Genomic DNA, 18,959 nt, shown 5'->3' on the forward strand with positions numbered 1-18,959 from the left:
ACCTGAAACCTTATTTCCACTGAGATAGGAATAACAGTATGGCGATAGCCCCGAGGTCAATTGTCAGAGCAATGTCAGGATGTAAAACTAATTTTGCAGGCTCAGCAGCGGCCCGGCGAAGCGATGCTCCAGCCGCAGGGTCAAGCCACCCCGCGCCTCCACCCGAATGACCGACATATTAGCCCAGATGGCGTCGGCGTCCGCGCGCTGCGGCCACGTCTTGGGCTGAAGATTATCGCTGCGCTGCCACCAGATTTGTTGGAAGTCGCTGCGGCGCAGCAACGTTTGTTCCAGCCATACCGGCGGGCAGGCCGCTGGCACCGTCGGTGGCCTCAGGGTGATTTTTTGCCCCTGTCGCTGGACCCAGTTCAGCCCGCCGCTGCCCTGTAAGGCCAGCGTTTGCTGCCACACCTCACTGCCCGAACGGACGGTTAACCTATAAATTCCGGCGGGGAATGGCTCGCCGCGTTCCTGGCTGTCCAGCCGAAATTGCTGGTCTGGGTCATATTCGGCATTGGCTTGGTTCATTACCTCCTCACCATTGGGCAAAGTCAGTGAGATTTGCAGGTCGTGACGCAAACTTTTGCCACTGAACTGCACGCGGTAAATACGATTGAGAGGAATATCGCGCTGTATCAGCACCAGTGTCGGGTGATCCAACCAAGAAGGCGCGGCTATCGGCAGGTCATTGCCGCATTGGCGGGACACCACGGCGTCCAGCGCCTGCCGCCACGCGTCGCGCTGCGCGGCGCTGCTCATCTGCGGCCAAAGGTTAATCAGTTGCTGCCACGCCTGATCATCTTGCTGGCTGAACAAGGCGTGATACACCGGCTCAAGAGGCGTCGCGGGTAGCGCGCTCTTTACGGGAGGAGCCATCGCCAGCGTAAGCAACAGGGCAGTAAGAATTTTCGGCGTCATGATGATTTATCCAAACGATAACCCACGCCGCGCACGCTGCTAATAGCAATGCCGGGCAGCTTTTGGCGCAGTTGCAAAATATGAGTATCTACCGTGCGAGTCGAGGGAAAATGCTGATAGCCCCACACCTGATTGAGTAGCTCATCGCGGGTAAAGACGCGCCCGGTCATCTGCACCAGCATCGCCAGCAGGGCGAACTCGGTGGCGGTGAGCGCCACCTCGTTTTGCTGCCAGCTGGCCGATTGCCGAGAAGGAAAAAGCAGCAGCTCGCCGCTGCCCAGTTGCCCTTCCCCCAGTGGCCGTAGCTGTGCGCGAATTCGCGCCAACAGCTCGACGTGGGCAAAAGGCTTGCTGAGGTAATCTCGCGCCCCGGCTTCCAGACCGGCAACCCGGTCTTCCACATTGACGCGGGCGGTCAGCACAATCACCGGCAGCGCTTTTTTCGCCAGCCAGTTGGGTAAAAATCTCAGACTGTCGCCGTCGGGAAATTGCCGGTCAAGGATCACCAGGTCAGCCAGATGCCAGTGATGCTCTACCTGACTTATCTCACTCAGCCACTGGCAGCTAAAGCCTTCCTGCTGCAAAAAGGCTTGCAACCCCTGCCCCAGCGCGGGATCGTCTTCGATAAGCAGCAGTTGGTCGTGGCATTTACTGTTCACAAGGCAGCTCCAGGGTGAAGGTAGTCGGTGGGCCGCTGAGGGTCAGTTTTCCGCGTAATCTGCGAGCCACGCGCTGAACAATGCTCAGACCCAGCCCCATTCCCGCGCGGGAAGAGAGCTGACGGCGCAGCTGCGGCAAACTATTAACGCCAAGATTTCCGGCGTCGCTTACCTCGAGAATCAACCGGCCGTTGCGGCAATTGGCGCAAAGGCGCACCGGCGGTTTGCCGTGGCGAAATGCGTTATCGAGCAAGTTGTTCAGGCACAGGCTGGACCAATACAGCGGCAGTTCAACCTCAAGGTCGCTATCAAGGCAAAATATCAGGTCAGGATGTGCCTGAGCGATATGCCACAGCCAATCGCTTAAGGCTATTTTTGATGGCGCTTCCAGCAGGTCGCGCACGCCGTCCCCGGCAAGATAATGCCGGCTGGCTTCAGCCATCTGGCGCATGCGCTGTACGCTATCGGCCAGCTCGCCGAATCTGGCCTGCGCATCGGGTGACAGGGTGTCAAAGTCGCGGCGGAAGTGCTCCACCACATTACCCAATTGGCTGATCGGGGTGCGTAATTCGTGGGTGAGCATTTGCACAATAAACCGCTGACGCTGCTGTAAAAGCCGCCGCTGCCAGCCTGTCCAACCTAACGCCAACAGCGCCAGAAGCAGAGCGAAGGCCAGCAAAACACGCCAACTCCTGGCATAGCTGCTCACCGGATTGGCACAAAGCGTGCCCAGCGCCACATCGCATCGCCCTCCGGCTTCCACCAGCGAAATGCCTGCCTGCTTAGCCAGCGGCTGCCACACGTCAGGCGCATAGCGCACCCAGCGCTGGGGCTGCTGCCGCCATAAAATGCCATCCTGCATCAGCCAGTTTTGCCCATTCGCCAGCGCGTCGAGGTTGTCATCCGATAACTGCCCCACGCCGCCCAATGCCTGAGGTCTTTCACGCACGTGCAGGTAGGCTTGCATTCGCCCCGACTCGGACGGATGGCGCTGAAGATAGTGCCACGCGCTGCTGCCCCCCAGTGGATAGATCGGGTGAGCCGCAAACCACTGCTCCGGCAATTCGGTTTGCTGGCACTGCGCGCGTTCAAATTGTTGAAAAGCTGGCGGAATCCCTGCGAAAGTGCCCGAACAGTGCTGGCTGTAATGGTAAAGCGTCGAGAGCGCTGGCACGGGCATCTCGCTGAATTGCGGATACAGAGAGGCAGGCCGCAATAGTAGAGGATCGAGCTGGCGCAGCGGGTTGAGCGAAACCTGCCCCTGAACAGGGGCATTGTCCAATAGGCGAGAGAAATCGCGCAGTGCCTGAGAAAAAGGCGGCGGCGTGCAGCCGCTGAATATCAGCGCGCTGCAAAATATCAGGCTGAGTGTCCTGACTTTCTCCCTCATGTTTACCGCACTCCTTTGCTGAGAATGTCGCGATTATGCCCTGCAATAACAAAAATCCCAACTCAGCAAAACAGACTTTATTTATTGAATTTTATTGTCCTAATTAGCCAGCAGCAGGATTTCATTGATATCCACACTTTATCTGTTAGTTCTATTTGGGCATGAATTCATAGAGTTATCGAAACATATTCTTCTAATTTTGCTTAAGTAAAGATTTGTTGGTGCAATTCTCAATCTCTGACTAACATTAAGTCAGCTAATACAACGTGATCGCTTGACGTGGAATTAGTGACATGGCGCACGAACAGTGAATGCGCGCTCGAACATTCAAAGATGAAAAGTACGGCAATAAAGGGAGAGAGTCTATGAACGATCATTCTGCTCCTACATCGGCTCATTACAATGAAGCTTATGTAGAACCGGTAAATGGTGTGCCATTAAAACGTATTTCGTGGAGCGCTATTTTCGCCGGCGTCATTATTTCTATTGTGGTTTATTTACTGTTATCTATTTTAGGTACTGCAGTGGGGGCCAGCACCATTGACCCACTGAAAGAGCAAAATCCGTTGGACGGCATTGGTACCGGAGCCCTTATTTGGACCGGCCTCAGCATGCTGATTTCCATTGCTGCCGGGGGTTACGCCAGTGGCCGACTGGCGCAGCGCGAAGGGGCTTTGCACGGGGTATTAATGTTTGGGGTCAATACATTAATCAGCCTCTGGTTCCTGGTTGTTGTGGTTAATAGCGCAGTGAGCGGCGCAGCCAGCGTGGTAGGCAGTGGGCTGCAAACCTTGGGCAGTGGAATATCCGCCGCCGCACCGCCGGTCACTCAGATGGTGAAAGACAAACTGGGAGAAAATAATATTAATCTCGACAGTTTGCAGAATGAACTGGAGACGACCCTGCGCCAAACCGGCAAGCCGGAATTACAACCTGAGAATTTGCAAAATAAAGCTGAGGGCGAAGTTAACAATGCCCAAAATCAAGCTGCAAATACGGCTAATCATCCACAAACAGCCGACACAGACGTCGTAAACTTTATTAAAGGTTTAGTTCAGCGCAACGAAAGTACATTCCAGGCTGCTGACCGTGAGGCGTTGAAAAATATCATTAAAGCGCGTACAGGGAAAAGCGATCAGGAAGTTGAACAGATTGTCGCTCAGACCGAGAAAAGCTATCAACAAGCCCGTGCGAAATATGAAGAGTTGAAACAGCAAGCCGAGCAAAAAGCCCGTGAAGCAGCCGATAAAGCCGCTGCTGCCACCGCAAAAGCCAGCTGGTTCGCCTTCTTCTTACTGATTGTTGAGGCCGTGCTTGCCGGTGCCATGGGTGCTCTGGGCCGCCGCACTCAGCCACGCGCCGTGTTTAGCGATCAACGTCCATTGAGATAATGGCTTTATATCGCTGGTAAACCAACCCAGAGAGAGGATAGCAATATCCTCTCTTTTTCATTGTTAAAATGCCATGGTGAGCAAAACCAGCGTCAACAGCACCAGATAAATTCTGGCGTGCAGCTTGTCGGGAATGCGCCCCACCCACGGCGTCGCCGTCTGCATTCCCAGCCATGACCCCGCGAGTAGCACCACAAACGCCAGCATGTCGACATAACCCCAATACCAGTGTCCCGGCAGCGAAGCAGCGCCCGGCGCGGCTATCATGTAGGTCAAGGTGCCGACTATCGCCACCGGCATACTCAGAGGGTTCGCCATTGCCGTCGCGATATTCATACTTAGTCCTCGGCGACGCATCATTGGCACCGTCATCACGCTTCCCCCCACGCCAAGAAAAGTGGCGATCGCGCCAATGACCACCCCGATTAGCGCAGTTTTCCCCGCCGTTGGCTGATGGAGAACTGTCCTAGCTTGTTGAGAAATAAACCCTTTTCGCAACAAACCGTCGGCAATAGTCAGCGCCAGATAGGCCACAAAGAGCCAGCGAATCACCCCGCCGTTGGTGGCATTGGCTAGTAAAGACCCGGCCACCGCGCCAAGGGCGATATAGCCCGCCAGCGGCCACGCCAAGCCGAGAATCAAATTGCCCCTGCGCCAGTGGCGGCGGGTTGCCATCGCCGAGGTGACAATCATCACGCAGGTCGAGGTCGCCACCGCAATGTGCATTGCTGCGTGGCCTATCGGGCTATCTGGGCCGTAGAGGGTAAGCAAGGTGCGATACAGCAGCGGCACGATGATGAAACCACCGCCAAAACCAAATAATAGCGTGGTGATCCCGGCCAGAAAGCCGAACAGCGCCAGCGTGAAGTACAAGGTGAACATGAGGATAAGCCCGAAGTTGATAAACAGGCCTTACTTTAAGCAGTCGAGTCTTGTCCTGCTTTCGTTACTCAGTCAATAATGTTTTTGTTTCAGCCAATATGAGAACTCTGCGTGCACAACGTTTCGATTAATCAGCTGGATGCCACTCCGCGCCCGGTGGTTGCCATCCGCACAGACTACGCCTACGGCACTCAACTGGCCTGGCACAGCCATAGGCGGGCTCAGCTGCTCTACGGCGCGCCGGGCGTGATGGAGGTGTCTACGCAGCACGGCAGCTGGGTGGTGCCCCAGCAAAGCGCGGTGTGGATACCCGCCGAAACGCCACACAAAGTGGTGATGCTCGGCGTTAGCACGCGGAGTCTGTATATCGAACCTTCCGCCACCCCCAGAAACGGCGAGCAGTGCGAAGTGATCGCTATTCCCCCGCTTTTGCGCCAGCTGCTATTGGATGCCGTGGATATGCCGTTGGAATACGCCACCTCTGGCCGGGACGGTGCGCTGGTCAACCTGATGATGCATGAGATCACTCGTGCGCCCACCCTGCCGCTGCATATCCCTTTCCCCAGCCAACCGGCTCTGGCTAAGCTGTGTCAGGGATTTATGCAGCAGCCCAATATCCATACATATCCGGACGGCTGGGCGCAGTTGCTGCATATCAGCGAGCGAACCTTCAGCCGCCAGTTTCGGGCCGAAACCGGTATGTCTTTCCTGCAATGGCGACAGAGGGTCTGCGTGGTGCTGGCTCTTTCCAGGCTCGCCGCGGGAGTACCCATTACCACTATTGCGCTAGACATGGGTTATGACAGCCCGGCGGCTTTCTCAACCATGTTCCGCAAAATGCTCGGTCAGCCACCCTCGGCGTTTAGCCAGTTCTCTGGCGCGGTGTCGAAAACTTCAGGATAAATCGCCCGATTATCTGGCTCATTTCTTAAGCTGTGCTAAACCTTATACAGACTTAACAACAAGGAGTGAGTTATGAAGAGACGTTATCTAGTTGCATCAGCGTTAGTTCTTACCGCCTTACTCGCAGGCTGTTCTAGCAATTACGCCATTCAAACCAACGATGGGCGAACGATAGTCAGCGAAGGCAAACCAAGAGTTGACCGGGATACCGGGCTAATCAAGTACAAGGATGCCTGGGGGAAAGAGCGCCAAATCGCCCAGACCGACGTGAAAGTCATGTCAGAAATTGGCAAGTAGGTTGTACTGAGTCTTAAAAGTAAAAACCCGCTTCGGCGGGTTTTTTTGTGGATTGATGGAGAAGATAGCAATTTGGTAGAAAGTGTTTCTTTTTGGGAAACAGGTGATATGATGTTTCTTTACGGGAAACAGGGAAGGTCACGTGATTAAAAGCTGGAAGTACAAGGGGCTGCAAAAGCTCTACCAGAAAGACGACGCTAGTGGAGTACAAGCCAAGGATGCAGAACGTATAAAACTTCGGTTACTGGTACTTGATGAAGCAGTAACGGTAGAAGAGTTCAAATTTTATCCTAGCTTTAAATTTCACTCACTGAAAGGCGACAAACAAAACCTTTACTCGATAACGGTTCGCGCTAACTGGCGAATAACATTCGAATTCAAAGACGGTGACGCCTACATATTAAATTTAGAGGATTATCACTAATGGCTATGCTCACCCCTCCGCATCCGGGCGGCTTGATCACTGAATATCTTGAAGATTACGGGATCTCGCTTCGCTCATTGGCGAAAGATTTGGGCGTATCTCCCTCAGCCTTGAGCAAGGCCGCTGCGGGTAAGACAGCAATTACTCCTGAAATGGCATTACGGCTCGAAGTGGGTCTAGGTATCGCGGCCCGCCTTTGGCTGGCAATGCAGGCAACGTATGACCTCAGCAAAGCTCGGGAAAGAGTCGATCTTTCAAGCGTTGTGCCGTCGTCCCACACTCAGGCTCAGACGGCACATTAGAAACAGCCCCAAAATGGGGCCGAATCAAACCTTACAGCACGTCAGCAAACAGTTGGTACATTTGAGCGAAGGCGCGGTGGGTGACTTTCTCATTGTACTGGCTCATGCCGGGAACGTTGGCGGTTGGGTCGGTGAAGGAGTGAACCGCGCCGCCGTAGTTAATGAGCTGCCAATCAACGTGGTGACCTTTCATCTCTTCAACAAAGCCAGAAATTTGCTCTGCTGGAATCAATGGATCTTCTGCGCCGTTCAACACCAGCACGGAGCCGCTGATGTTCTTCGCGCCGTCGGTGTCTTTGGTGTCTAACCCGCCGTGGAAAGTCACGAAGGCGTTGAGTTTAGCGCCGCTGCGGGCCAGTTCGAGCACGCAGTGGCCGCCGAAGCAGAAACCAATAGCCGCCACTTTTGCGACGTTAACTGGCGCGTGCTGTTGGGCCAGCAGCGTGTCAAGCGCGCCTTGCATGCGTTGACGCTCGGCGGGCTGGTCTTTCACCGCCATCATCGCCGCGGCCGCTTCATCACCATTGGTTGGGCGAACCTTCGCGCCGTACAGGTCAGCGACGAACACCACATAGCCTTTTTCAGCCACGGATTTCGCGGTGTTGATTGCCACGTCGGCCACGCCCATCCAGTTTGGGGCTAACAGAACGCCCGGCTGGTTTTTTGCCCCTTTTGGGAACACCACACAGCCCTGTAAATCCTGCCCTGCAACCTGATAATCGACATACTCAACGCTGATATTGCTCATTCACGACTCCAATAGATTTTGGTTTAGTTATCATTAAAAACTATCTCGCCATAAATGTATCAGTCAAATTGCGTATAAATATGAATGTCATACGGGATTTAGATGATGAATGAGCTCCCAGCCTTTCTCCCCCGCCACCAGCCAATGGGTTAACCCAATCTGCGCCAGAAACGCCTCGTCGTGCGACACCACCAGCAGTGTTCCCTGATACTGATTGAGCAAAGCTTCCAGCGCCGCCAGCGAAGGAAGATCCAGATGGTTGCTCGGCTCGTCGAGCAGCAGGCAATCGGCGGGCGAGCTGGCATAAATCACCTTTGCCAGCGCGGCTTTGAGCTGTTCGCCACCGCTGAGTCGCGCGCAGGGGAGCAGCGCGCGACTGGCGTCTAATCCAAGCTGAGCAAGCTGCATACGCAGCTGGGACTCCCCAGTGACGGAGTTCACCTCGAGCAGCTGCTCGAGCACCGTCCGTTGTGGATCAAGGCAGGAGAGCCGCTGGTCAAGATAAGCCATGTTGACCCATGCTTCGCGCAGGCCGGATATCGGCGGCAGCAGGCCTGCCAATACTTTCAGCAGGGTCGATTTACCACAGCCATTCGGGCCAACCACGCCAATTCGCTGACCGCCGCTAATGTCCAAGGTTATCTGGTTGAAAGGCGGCGCAGCAAAGGGCAGCGTGACATCCTTCAGCGCCGCCACTTTTTGAGCAGTAGTGGTCGTGAGTGAGCCGGAGTGCATGGCGATATGCGCCGCCGTCTCGATATGCTTCGCTGCCTCTTGGACCTGCTGGCTGAGCTGCGCCCGCGCTTCAAGTTGCTGCTTTTGCAACTTACCCGCCGAAGCTTCGCTGCGCCCTTTTTGCCGCCCCAGCAATATATTGGCTTGATTAGCCTCTTTACCACGACGTTCGCCGCGAGACTGCCGCTTTTCGTGTTTTTCGCGCTGCTCGCGCAATGCCTGCTCTTCACGTTTGCGCTCGACTTTGAGCCTTTCCAACTTTTGGGCTGCGGCGGTGGTTTCTTGCGTCTTTGCCTGCTGGTAGAAGGCATAATTACCACCATAGCTGCGCAAACCCAGTGAGGACAATTCCACAATCCGCGCCATCTGTTGCAGCAGCGCGCGGTCGTGACTGATGACCAATAAGCCGCCACTCCAGCGCTGCAACTGCTGCATCAGTGCCCGTCGGCTAGGGCCGTCGAGGTGGTTGGTCGGCTCATCAAGAATGAGGAAATCGGCGTCTGAGAGCGTCGCCCCAATCAGCGCCACGCGCATCGCTTCGCCGCCGCTAAGTTGGCTGACCGACGACTCTGGCGAAAGATAGCCCAATCCGGCGGATTCCAGCTGGGTATGTAGCCGCTGGCGGATATCCCAGTCATCGCCGACCTGCTCGAAATCGGCTGGATCGACGCTTCCCGTCTCAATACGCAGTAAAGCGGCAAGGGTGTTCTCAAAGCCCGCCAGCGCCGCAACGTGGGGATATTTTTCAGGGGTAAGATGTTGCGCCAGATACCTGACTTTACCGGAGCTATTGCACTGGCCGGAGGAAGGCACGAGCAGCCCGGCCAACAGCTGTGCCAGCAGGCTTTTACCCACGCCATTACGCCCCACCAGCCCGGTATGGCGACCATCAAATTGCTCGGTGAGTTCAGTGAACAGCGGCGTGCCGTTGGGTAAAACCAAAGAGACGCGGTCCAGCGTCAGAATAGGATTCGTCATGCGATAACCTTAAAATTAATGCACCAAAACAACGCCATGGAGGAGTTGCAAGAGAGCCGCCGAGGGTGGCGGTGGGCATTAATTGCGCATTGGACGAATACCTCATTGAGATGTGAAAAGACCGGGTGACTATAAAACAGCCGGTTTTCGGCTGTCAAATCTCCCGGTCAATTTTGTGGCTTTTACAGCTCGGCGGCGCCGGGGTTATCAAAGCCAACCCGCCCGACAAACGGCAGGCGCAGCGCCGGAGATTTGATGTCCACGCCGAGGTTCAGCCCCAGTAGATTGACTTCAACCCCCTCTTCGACGCCCAGCGTAAAGCCGAGCACGCCGAGCACCGAGACCTGTAGGCCGCGCCCCGACGGCGGCAAGCCAATCGGGTTAGTCAGCCCACGGTAGTCCTTGCCGATGGCGTTAGACGGCATATCCAGCTTAAGCCCCGGCACTTCGCGGCCAATATGCGCCATGAATGTGTTGCTGTTTGGCCCCGGCCACGCGTGATAGGTGTGCGGATAAGGATAGCTTTTTATCGCCGCCTCAATCTGCGGGATCAGCGTCTCGGCCAGCTCGCCACGGCGGTCCGCCAGCAGCTTAGGTTTGGAACCAAACCAGTAGCCGTCGGGAATGGCGTAATCGCGGCGAACCACATTGTTACTTCCCCAGCTCACCACATCATAACGAGTGAACTGGGTGTCTCCCGCCCGTTTGTAGATGATCCACGGATGCACCGCCACCAGCCCGCGCCAGCCATAGGTCGGCGCGGCGTAAATCTGGACAATGGCGGTACTTTTCAGCGTTACCGGATTGGGAGCAATGCCCGCTGAATCACGGCGGGCAGTTGACCAATCGCCGCCCACGGCCTGCTGCTCTTTGCTCTGCGAGCTTTTAACGTAACTGCATCCCAACGACAGAAAGAGGATGCAGACAATGCACAGGGGAACCCACTTAATCGCCATCATGCCTTATGTACCTGTGGAAGCTAGCCCGCGCCCTGCGGGAAAATCAGCCTAATAAATTATCACATGTACTCGCCGACGCTATGGCTCATCCTGCTGTTTAGCACGTTCGGCTCGGGCGAGCTGCCGCCCCTGACGCCAGTTCAGCAGCGGGGTGACGGTCAATCCGTGCACCAGCACGCTGGCAACAATCAGGGTGAAGGCGATATCACCCATGCGCTCCGCCTCCAGGCCACCAATGCCGTGGGTGTAGGCATAGGCGATGTAGTTGATACTGCCAATACCGCGGATCCCCAGCCAGCCAATCATCAGCCGCCGGGCGCGCGGCGCGCCGCTGCCGATAGTCGCCAGATAAACCGACAATGGGCGGATCACCACAAATAAAATCGCCGCCATCAGCAGCCCTGACGGGTCCCAATGCTGGGAGAGAGTGATACCCAGCACCACGATAATAGCGGCGGCGAACAGCCGCTCGATGGTATCGCCGAAGGAGAGCGCATCGCCCACCATCAGCCCTACCGACTTGGCCGGGCCGCTATCAGAGAAGGCGTGGCGTATGTGCGGGTTCACCAACTCTTCGGCCGGGCGATAACGCTGGTCTTCATCCATATTTTCCGGCGGATGCAGGTTCACAATGCGCAGCTCGGCGGCGCGCAGCCCAACACCGGCGGCGAAGGCGGCGAGGAAGCCCGAGGCGTCGACACTTTGCGCTGCGGCATAGCTCAGGGCAATTAAAGACAGCGCGATAAAGTCACTCGGCGCGATATCGCCCTGCACGCTTCTCAGGCGCGTGGCGAGCAGACCAATCAAGCGCCCCAGCAGATAGCCAATACCCAAACCGCCGAGCAGCGCCCACAGTACGTCCACCAAGGCCCAGTGGCCGATTTGCAACCAGCTCAGCGGCTCGGGGGAATTCATAATGAGTAGCGCCAGCATCAAAATCGGCAGGGCTGAACCGTCATTCATGCCCGCCTCGCTGGACAACGAAACGCGCAGATTGTCGTCATCGCTGGCGTTATTGACTGAAATCAGGCTCGCCAGCACCGGGTCAGTAGGCGCGACGATGGCCCCGAGCGCCAGAGCTATCGGCCAAGACAGGCCAAACAGGTAGTGCGCCACCAGCATCACGCCCGCAACGGTTATCAACATACCGGGGAACGCCAGCCTGACACCCATTCTCCAACCGTGATTGCGAAACGGCATGCGCAGCTTCAAGCCGGTAATAAATAGCGACGCCGCCATAGCGATTTCGGTCAGTCGGCCGGTGAGTTCTGAATGCGCCACCATATCCACGTGCAGCAAATCCAGCACCCACGGGCCACAGGCCACGCCAGCGGCAAGGTACAGACCAAAGGTGGTCACCGGGCTGCGATGGATCCAGCCCGATGCCAATGACATTAGCAACAGCAGTCCACCCACGGCCGCTGTCCATCCTAGAAAACTCATGGACTCCTCCAGTAAAAGCGGGGTTGAGTGAAATTTTTGAAATTTGAAGGGGATACAAAAAGGTTAGACTAAATAACAGATTCCTCAATATAATCAGATTATTCATAAACCAACGTTATATAAGGAGGATTGCCATGCTGACCCGTGAAATGTTTTTCATTTCGCTCGTCCTTAGCGATCGTCACTGCTCAAGCGTTACCGGTATCGTGCTGCGATAACCTGCTTGAGCGAAGCTAACTGACAATCTGAGAACTTCCCTCCGGCTTACCGGTTATCGTCAGCGATTTTTGACGATAGGCATTTCTATGCCTAAAAATCTGAGTAAGCATCATGAGCACACTACTTTCCGCACAATCTGTCGGCTACGACAATTCCTTCGGCCCATTGCTGGCTGAGATCACCTTTAGCCTAAAAAAAGGCGACCGCATCGGCCTGATTGGTCACAACGGCTGCGGCAAAAGCACCCTGCTGAAGATCCTCAGCGGCGCACTTCCCGCCAGCTCTGGCAGCATCACCCTTGCCAATCACTGTTTGATGGCCACCGTCGAGCAGCACTTGCCCGCCACCTTGCAGCACTCCACACTGCTTGAGGCGGTACTTAATCATCTGCCGGACGGCTTGCATCAACCCGAGCGCTGGCAGGCCGAAGTGCTGCTCGCCACGCTAGGCTTTGATGAATCGGCGTGGGAACTGACGGCGGGAACCCTCAGCGGCGGGCAGCATACTCGCCTGATGCTGGCTCGCGCGCTGATCCGCCAGCCGGATTTACTGCTGCTGGATGAGCCGAGCAACCACTTGGACCTGCCCACCCTGCTGTGGCTCGAGCAGTTTCTGCAAAACTGGGGTGGCAGCTTTGTGCTGGTTTCCCATGACCGCAGCCTGCTAGACAGCGTCACCAACTGCACCTGGATCCTGCGCGACAAAACTCTGCAATTTATACGCTTACCCTGCACTCAGGCACGCCAGGCCCTTGAAGAGAAAGACGCCGCCGATGTTCATCGCCATCAGGCTGAACAGAAGGAGATTGACCGGGTGGCGAAAAGCGCCAAACGGTTAGCCATCTGGGGCAGCGTGTATGACAACGAGAAGCTGGCGCGCAAGGCCAAGCAGATGGAGAAACAGGTTGATCGGATGAAGGATGAGCAGACTCAGCTCACCGCGGGCAATCAATGGCAGTTGAAGTTGACGGGTGAAGCCCTGCCCGCCGACCGGGTTTTGGCGCTAACCGACCTGAAAGTTCGCCCGGACCACGATGCGCCGGTGCTATTCGAACTGGACGAAATCCGCGTAAAAAGTGGCGATCGCGTGGCGCTGGTGGGCCGCAACGGCTGCGGGAAGTCCTCCCTGCTCCGCAGCCTGTGGCAAGCCTTCGAACAGCCTGAAAGCCCGCAGCCGGGAATAGTCTTCCACCCCAAGGTGCAGATGGGTTATTACGACCAGAGCCTGCACCAGCTGCGTGACGACGACTCGCTGAGTGACGCGCTGGCTCCTTTCGCCCCGCTGACCGAGGACCAGCGAAAAATGGCGCTAATTGGCGCGGGTTTCCCTTATCTTCGCCACCAGCAAAAGGTCAGTACCCTCAGCGGCGGCGAGCGTTCGCGCCTGCTGTTTATCGGCCTGACGCTGGCAAACTACTCGCTGCTGTTGCTCGATGAGCCGACTAACCATCTGGATATGGAAGGCAAAGAGGAGCTGGCCGAAACGCTGAAAACCTTCGAGGGCGCGGTGCTACTGGTTTCCCACGACCGCACCTTGATTGAGCAGAGCTGCAACCGTTTCTGGCTTATTCACCAGCAGCGTCTAGAGGAGTGGCACGATCTGGCCCCTGTCTACGCCATCTTGGCCGACAAGCCGGTGCCTGTAACAAGTGCGAGTTGCGATGAAAAACTAGAGGCGACACCTCTCAAACCAGACAGCGAGGAAGAGCGCCTGTTCGCCACCCTAGTCGAACTCGAAACCAAGCTGGCCGAGGATTTGGCCCGCAAACCCAAACATCAAAAACCCGCCCTACAGCGGGAATGGCAACAGCAAATCGAGCAGTTGAATCAGTTGTTAGATTTGGCGTAAAGGGAGGGCCGCAGGGATGCGGCCTGACTTTAAGATGGGAAGAAGGAGAAATTTATCTCTATAAGAAAGATACAAAAATGTGACTTTTCTGTGGACTTAACGGCATTTAACAAACACATCTTAGCGATTAATCCTAATCCCTTTTCATGTTGTGCCAGCTTGATGCGGTACAGGAATGGGTGAAAAACGATTAGGTTTGTCAGGAGGTGAACCGCTTCAATGACTACGTTTTATAAATCCTGAACGAGCGCCGACATTGGGCAGAGATTCGGAAACCTCACCACGGTGCGCTCAGGCGTGTGAATAAATCCCTAAAAACAGCCCAGCGCGCAATGCTATCCCCACCACACCTGCCCGCTTTAGGTATCGCAGTTTCCTGTCAGTATCTAATCCAGATTACGTACTACGTACGTATAATAATAGGTGTAAGAAAATGTTAAACAAATGAATGCAAACTAATGCATCAATCCCGCGAATATGATAAAAATCAGCCCGATAGTCTAGCACTACCTCTGATAGGCATATTTTTCTATAAATTGACCGCATTTATTCAGTATTTTGAGGTGATTACACATGGCTGGTGAGACCCACAACATATCTTTAATGGCTGATAAAGTTACAGCCGAATTATTTAAATGGTTTAAATGGGAACAAGTAGGTAGTTCCAATGAGAATTTTGATTGCTTAAAAAAAGATGAGCATACAAACAAAAGTGGAACTCATCCAAACGATGTTGTTTTTAAATATCACGATCCATATCTTAATAGAACTGTTTTCTTCAATACAGATCTTAAAAGCTACGCCAAAACCTCAATGACGGCAACTGCAATGAGAAATGCCCTATCATCTCTTGCGAATTCTATAGATTGCGCTGAGGGAAGTAAAGAATGGAAGGATAGATACTCTTATATTAGTGGATCATCAGAAGTTAGAGGCCTACTATTCGCTTATAATCATGATGGCAACTTTGACCAGTTATTTTATGATGTATTCCATGCTATTAAAGAAACGAAAGATGTAAAGGGTAAAAAAGGTATGAACCTTGATAACTTGCCATTAAAACAAGGGCAAAAAATACACATCATTGAACCTAGAACAATTAATTACCTTCAGTCTGTCATTACAGACTTAACTAAACTTAGCCACTTGGGCACTTTCCCTAATGGCTCCAACTATCAATTTTATTACCCAGATCTAACCCTACATAAAGTTAGTGGTATTCCAGAGGAGTTACCAGCTACAATTGAGTCTTTAACTGGACCATTTTTTATCATTAAACATAACGATGTTAAACGTCTTAATGAGAGCACTGGAAATATTGAGAAAACTTACGAGCATGGATATGTAATTTACTATAATGGAGAGGGTAAAGATCAATATGAATTCATCTATATATTTGATACATTATCAAAATATCAGCTCCTTGACGGAAATGAAAAAATAAGAATTAGGCTAATTTACCCTAATATTTTCAAAGACGTGCGTGGAATATATAATACTGCCATTGAAACTTACTCACGCGAATGGGGCTTTGATAAATACAAACGCTCTATAATTGAATCTATTGAATTTGATCTGGTTGATTTTACTAAACCAAGCTTTAGCTCAGTTGAAATTGGTTGGGAGCGATAACAAATGAAAATTGGCCTATATAGTGTTACCGACAAAGCTTTATTTGATGCTTTAAATCAAACAAAGGTAACAAATGATGATATGAAATCTCTTTTTTTTAAAAGAGGAACTATCGTTTCAAAAGATACTAAGAGAAAAGCGCTTGCCTTAGATTTTTCTCGCTATTTCCATGGTTTTGATGATTATAATAAGCTTTCTGAGATCCTGGGTTCTATTGGACGAAAGGAGAAGAGCTCGATCAATATTATTAATGCAGACATTGAAAAAAATGACATAGAAGCTGCTATTAAACTTGTGTGCGAGGATTTACAAAAAGAAGGTGACCAGACCGATTTTGTTTATACTGAAACAGGTATTGAAATAAAGATAAAATATGTCAAACTTGACTATAAAATGAATGAATTTAGACAGTCCTCTACCAGAGAAGCAGTTATTCTTGTAGAGGAAAATGAGAAAGGCGAGTTTATAGCAAGATTCCCTCAAAACTCAAAATCTAGAGAGTTTACTGAAAAGCTTGTAAAGAAAATAAAATCTGAAAACGATAATGCAAACGTGTCTCTGGATGAAATAACCCTAGAAAGTGTTAAGGAGCATTCAGAGAGAACTAATTTCTTTAAGCGACTTATTGACAACATACCAAATTATAATTGTGTAGACGTTACGGATGTTTATGTTACTCATCCTATTTTAGAAGAAAATAAAAAAGAAAGTACTGATGAGAATAGTGATGATGACGCCGATGATATTGCTGTAGATTTAGGATGTCATATTTCTAAAGCATCATTAAAAGGAAGGGGAGTTTTAGAATCAAAAGAATTAAATGATCTTCTTGCGAAAGGTTTCTATATAACAAAAATTGTGTGGGTTTCTGTTGTTGCCGGATTCGTCGATTCAAATAGATTTGAATTTGAAGCACAATTTTTTGATACAGACAACTGTAAGTTGTTCTCATATCTTGTCAGGGGACAATATAAATTTAAATCTCTTGGCGACTATACACATAGACAGAATGTCGAAAAAGAAAAAGAAGTGCTACTATTAGCACTTATGGAGGACTCAGCACGCAGGATTTCAGATGAAATTGTTGAAAGGAACTCCCTAAAGGTCAAAGCCAAATAATTGGAGGGTGCTATGAAGACTAAATGGTTTAATGCAAATATCCAAAAGTCATATGATGATATTTATAAATCCATCATACAAACCCCTTTCAGAGAAGACCGTGGATGGGGGTTCAGCATCAACAATTATGAAGATGATGCTTTATCTGCTAAATATATTGAACGTATGGAGATGAAGGAAACCATTACAGATCCATTTGGTAATGAAACCTTAATTGAATACTTTAAGTTTATACAGTTTAACTTTTGGTTAAAAAAAGAGAATGGAAACAACTATTTACTTGCTATAGAATCAGCTCCTCGCTCTATCAAAGGTTTTATTGCAAATATGAGAGCAGTTATAGCTTCAGATTTTAATGTTTCCAACCTAAATATTAAGGTTGAGGACTTTATTAAAATAATTAGATCCCGCTTCTCTGATGTCAAAGTATTTAAGGCAAAACTTAAAGGATTGACATTTAGCAAACAGACATCTGGGGATCTTGAAATAGAGTCATCACTTGATGCATTAGATGAAATAAAAGTTTTTTTTGACCAAGCCAATTTTTCTATTGAGAAAGCCAAATTATCAATAGGTATGATACCGCAAGTGGAAATTATAGAAGTCAACTCCAACGGAACAGTAATATTTACAGAGGAAGGCTTTAGGAATATGTCAAAGGTTATTGAAGATATTAATCAATACAACTAACTCCCTAGGGGCACTTCATGCCCCTTTAATTTAAATGTGGTTATAGAAATTATTATATTAAAATAACCATCATCTATCCGCCTCACCATAATCCCATTAACTATATAATAGCTAATGCTATCTCTCACCTTGCTGATTCGTTAATTTTTATTTACTCTTTAACTTATAATACAGCGACGGGCAATCTACGTAATCGGCGGTGAAATCTAATCTGCCTGCATATACAACTACAACAGAGAGGAAAGATAAAAAGCACATTATAAATGCCACCCATCCTTGTGAAATAGGATCTTGCGAAAAGGACTTCAAAATATGCGCAACCCATTCAACAAATAATCCCCCTCCCTCACTCTGAATTACTTTTACCCACTCAAGTATTATCAACAGTAAAACGCCAATACATGTAATCTCTAATCTTCGACGTAATTTGATTCTATTTTCTTGAGCGGAACGCGCTTTTAAATGAATATTATAAAAAACAGAAGAGTCCGTTTTTACTGCTTCTGTAAATAATTCACTTGGTGAAACACGCCCATGTTTTCTTTTGAAATCTCCTCTATATGGAAGGCATAATCTAATGGTTACCCTAATAAAATCCAATATTGCCAGCATTAACACCCAAAATATAAAAACTCCACCAATATTTCCTATGCTAAGGTTACCTAGATCCTGGATTTTTACTGACCACAATCCGTATCCTATAACTTGAAAACAAGCCAAATCTATAAACAAAAAATAGAAAATAAACTTTGAAAACAGTGAAAACTCCCAAGCCAAATCAAGAGCCCTTATAATTGGATGTATATTGCTCCCATTTTCTTTCTCATCTAACATTATCGCCTCCGTTAAACACCTTAAATATTAGCCTGTATCATCTTAATCTTTCACTCACAACTTGTATAGATTACATTTTTCCCACAAGACTTATGTCTCATATACAAGCGCGTACTAAATATCATTATAAAACCTATGATTAATAGATTTATCATAAAAGTCTGAATAATTCTTTATCTGTCGGATAAAAAATCTCTTACCGTAAAAATATATGTTTACGCCTCGAGCTAATATTTCTAGCTTCTAGAGTTTTGAGTGAATGCCATGTAGAACTAAATCACGGCTAATTTTCGGCTTTCTGGTTCGTTCTTGCATTGTTAATCGCGCCAATGGAGCAAGTTCACGCGGTTTCGACGGATTATAACTTTGTTGCTGATGATTTATTGATGGCGATTGTCGTCTTACAGCCTCTCCCAGCACCTAAGCAAAGTCAGGTCATCCCGCCGCACGTTTTCACTCTCAACTAATTTCATCACCCAGAGGCGTACTCAGAAGGTGTAGGGGCAAACTCTGCCCGAGTCCTGTCTGAACTATTGACTGCACTCCAAGGCGCCCTGAGAGCGCTTTTAAACTCATAGGATAAGGGAC

General features: G+C 50.7%; 18 protein-coding genes. 9 read left to right on the forward strand and 9 right to left on the reverse strand.

The features are described 5' to 3' along the window. Positions 1-87 precede the first annotated feature (87 nt). The 3 genes from SBO83_RS15845 to SBO83_RS15855 are packed head-to-tail and all read right to left on the reverse strand — an operon-like array spanning position 88 to position 2,967. On the reverse strand, positions 88-918 hold the full coding sequence (locus SBO83_RS15845; protein ID WP_396132196.1) for a DUF2861 family protein: 831 nt from the start codon (positions 916-918) through the stop codon (positions 88-90). After that, a complete protein-coding gene (locus SBO83_RS15850) occupies positions 915-1,577 on the reverse strand; it encodes a winged helix-turn-helix domain-containing protein (protein ID WP_396132197.1) in 663 nt (220 codons plus the stop codon). Before SBO83_RS15850 ends, SBO83_RS15845 begins: the two co-directional genes overlap by 4 nt. Continuing rightward, positions 1,567-2,967 (reverse strand): ATP-binding protein, encoded by a 1,401-nt coding sequence (locus tag SBO83_RS15855; RefSeq protein ID WP_396132198.1) that lies wholly within the window; start codon positions 2,965-2,967, stop codon positions 1,567-1,569. Before SBO83_RS15855 ends, SBO83_RS15850 begins: the two co-directional genes overlap by 11 nt. 365 nt (positions 2,968-3,332) lie before the next feature. Between SBO83_RS15855 and SBO83_RS15860 the strand changes: the two genes are divergently transcribed. Beyond that, a complete protein-coding gene (locus SBO83_RS15860; RefSeq protein WP_353504267.1) occupies positions 3,333-4,358 on the forward strand; it encodes a hypothetical protein in 1,026 nt (341 codons plus the stop codon). Positions 4,359-4,421: 63 nt separating this feature from the next. Here the strand turns inward: SBO83_RS15860 and SBO83_RS15865 are convergent, their stop codons facing one another. Next, positions 4,422-5,240 carry a TSUP family transporter gene (locus SBO83_RS15865; protein ID WP_396132199.1) on the reverse strand — a complete coding sequence of 273 codons (819 nt, stop codon included), beginning with the start codon at positions 5,238-5,240 and terminating at the stop codon, positions 4,422-4,424. A 111-nt stretch (positions 5,241-5,351) separates the two neighbouring features. Between SBO83_RS15865 and SBO83_RS15870 the strand changes: the two genes are divergently transcribed. From SBO83_RS15870 to SBO83_RS15885, 4 genes are all read left to right on the forward strand, one after another. After that, positions 5,352-6,143, forward strand: coding sequence for a helix-turn-helix domain-containing protein (locus SBO83_RS15870; RefSeq protein WP_396132200.1), 792 nt, complete (start codon positions 5,352-5,354; stop codon positions 6,141-6,143). Positions 6,144-6,215: 72 nt separating this feature from the next. Then, a complete protein-coding gene (locus tag SBO83_RS15875) occupies positions 6,216-6,440 on the forward strand; it encodes a YgdI/YgdR family lipoprotein (protein WP_353504264.1) in 225 nt (74 codons plus the stop codon). Between the two features lie 142 nt (positions 6,441-6,582). Further along, the gene (locus tag SBO83_RS15880) at positions 6,583-6,864 is read left to right on the forward strand and encodes a type II toxin-antitoxin system RelE/ParE family toxin (protein WP_396132201.1); all 282 of its coding nucleotides are present in this window, start codon (positions 6,583-6,585) and stop codon (positions 6,862-6,864) included. Continuing rightward, a complete protein-coding gene (locus tag SBO83_RS15885) occupies positions 6,864-7,166 on the forward strand; it encodes a HigA family addiction module antitoxin (protein WP_278879672.1) in 303 nt (100 codons plus the stop codon). The genes SBO83_RS15880 and SBO83_RS15885 overlap by 1 nt, the downstream gene beginning before the upstream one ends. A gap of 31 nt (positions 7,167-7,197) precedes the next feature. Here the strand turns inward: SBO83_RS15885 and SBO83_RS15890 are convergent, their stop codons facing one another. From SBO83_RS15890 to SBO83_RS15905, 4 genes are all read right to left on the reverse strand, one after another. Beyond that, entirely contained in the window at positions 7,198-7,914 is a 717-nt protein-coding gene (locus SBO83_RS15890; RefSeq protein WP_396132202.1) for a dienelactone hydrolase family protein, read from the reverse strand. An 87-nt stretch (positions 7,915-8,001) separates the two neighbouring features. After that, positions 8,002-9,627, reverse strand: coding sequence for an ATP-binding cassette domain-containing protein (locus SBO83_RS15895; RefSeq protein ID WP_396132203.1), 1,626 nt, complete (start codon positions 9,625-9,627; stop codon positions 8,002-8,004). A gap of 182 nt (positions 9,628-9,809) precedes the next feature. After that, positions 9,810-10,586: a DUF3750 domain-containing protein gene (locus SBO83_RS15900; RefSeq protein WP_396132204.1), complete on the reverse strand. Its 777-nt coding sequence runs from the start codon at positions 10,584-10,586 to the stop codon at positions 9,810-9,812. A 78-nt stretch (positions 10,587-10,664) separates the two neighbouring features. Further along, positions 10,665-12,029, reverse strand: a complete 1,365-nt coding sequence (locus SBO83_RS15905) for a cation:proton antiporter domain-containing protein (RefSeq protein WP_396132205.1) — start codon at positions 12,027-12,029, stop codon at positions 10,665-10,667. Positions 12,030-12,359: 330 nt separating this feature from the next. Between SBO83_RS15905 and SBO83_RS15910 the strand changes: the two genes are divergently transcribed. The 4 genes from SBO83_RS15910 to SBO83_RS15925 all read left to right on the forward strand — a co-directional run bounded on the left by SBO83_RS15910 (position 12,360) and on the right by SBO83_RS15925 (position 17,537). Continuing rightward, positions 12,360-14,096, forward strand: coding sequence for an ATP-binding cassette domain-containing protein (locus tag SBO83_RS15910; protein ID WP_396132206.1), 1,737 nt, complete (start codon positions 12,360-12,362; stop codon positions 14,094-14,096). Positions 14,097-14,669: 573 nt separating this feature from the next. Further along, the gene (locus SBO83_RS15915; protein ID WP_396132207.1) at positions 14,670-15,728 is read left to right on the forward strand and encodes a hypothetical protein; all 1,059 of its coding nucleotides are present in this window, start codon (positions 14,670-14,672) and stop codon (positions 15,726-15,728) included. Positions 15,729-15,731: 3 nt separating this feature from the next. Beyond that, on the forward strand, positions 15,732-16,847 hold the full coding sequence (locus SBO83_RS15920) for a hypothetical protein (protein WP_396132208.1): 1,116 nt from the start codon (positions 15,732-15,734) through the stop codon (positions 16,845-16,847). Between the two features lie 12 nt (positions 16,848-16,859). Continuing rightward, positions 16,860-17,537 carry a hypothetical protein gene (locus SBO83_RS15925; RefSeq protein ID WP_396132209.1) on the forward strand — a complete coding sequence of 226 codons (678 nt, stop codon included), beginning with the start codon at positions 16,860-16,862 and terminating at the stop codon, positions 17,535-17,537. A 147-nt stretch (positions 17,538-17,684) separates the two neighbouring features. On the opposite strand, the gene SBO83_RS15930 is transcribed toward SBO83_RS15925, so the two are convergent. Then, positions 17,685-18,371, reverse strand: a complete 687-nt coding sequence (locus SBO83_RS15930) for a hypothetical protein (protein WP_396132210.1) — start codon at positions 18,369-18,371, stop codon at positions 17,685-17,687. Positions 18,372-18,959: the final 588 nt, after the last annotated feature.

This window comes from Ewingella allii (assembly GCF_044430645.1).
Taxonomy (GTDB): domain Bacteria; phylum Pseudomonadota; class Gammaproteobacteria; order Enterobacterales; family Enterobacteriaceae; genus Ewingella; species Ewingella allii.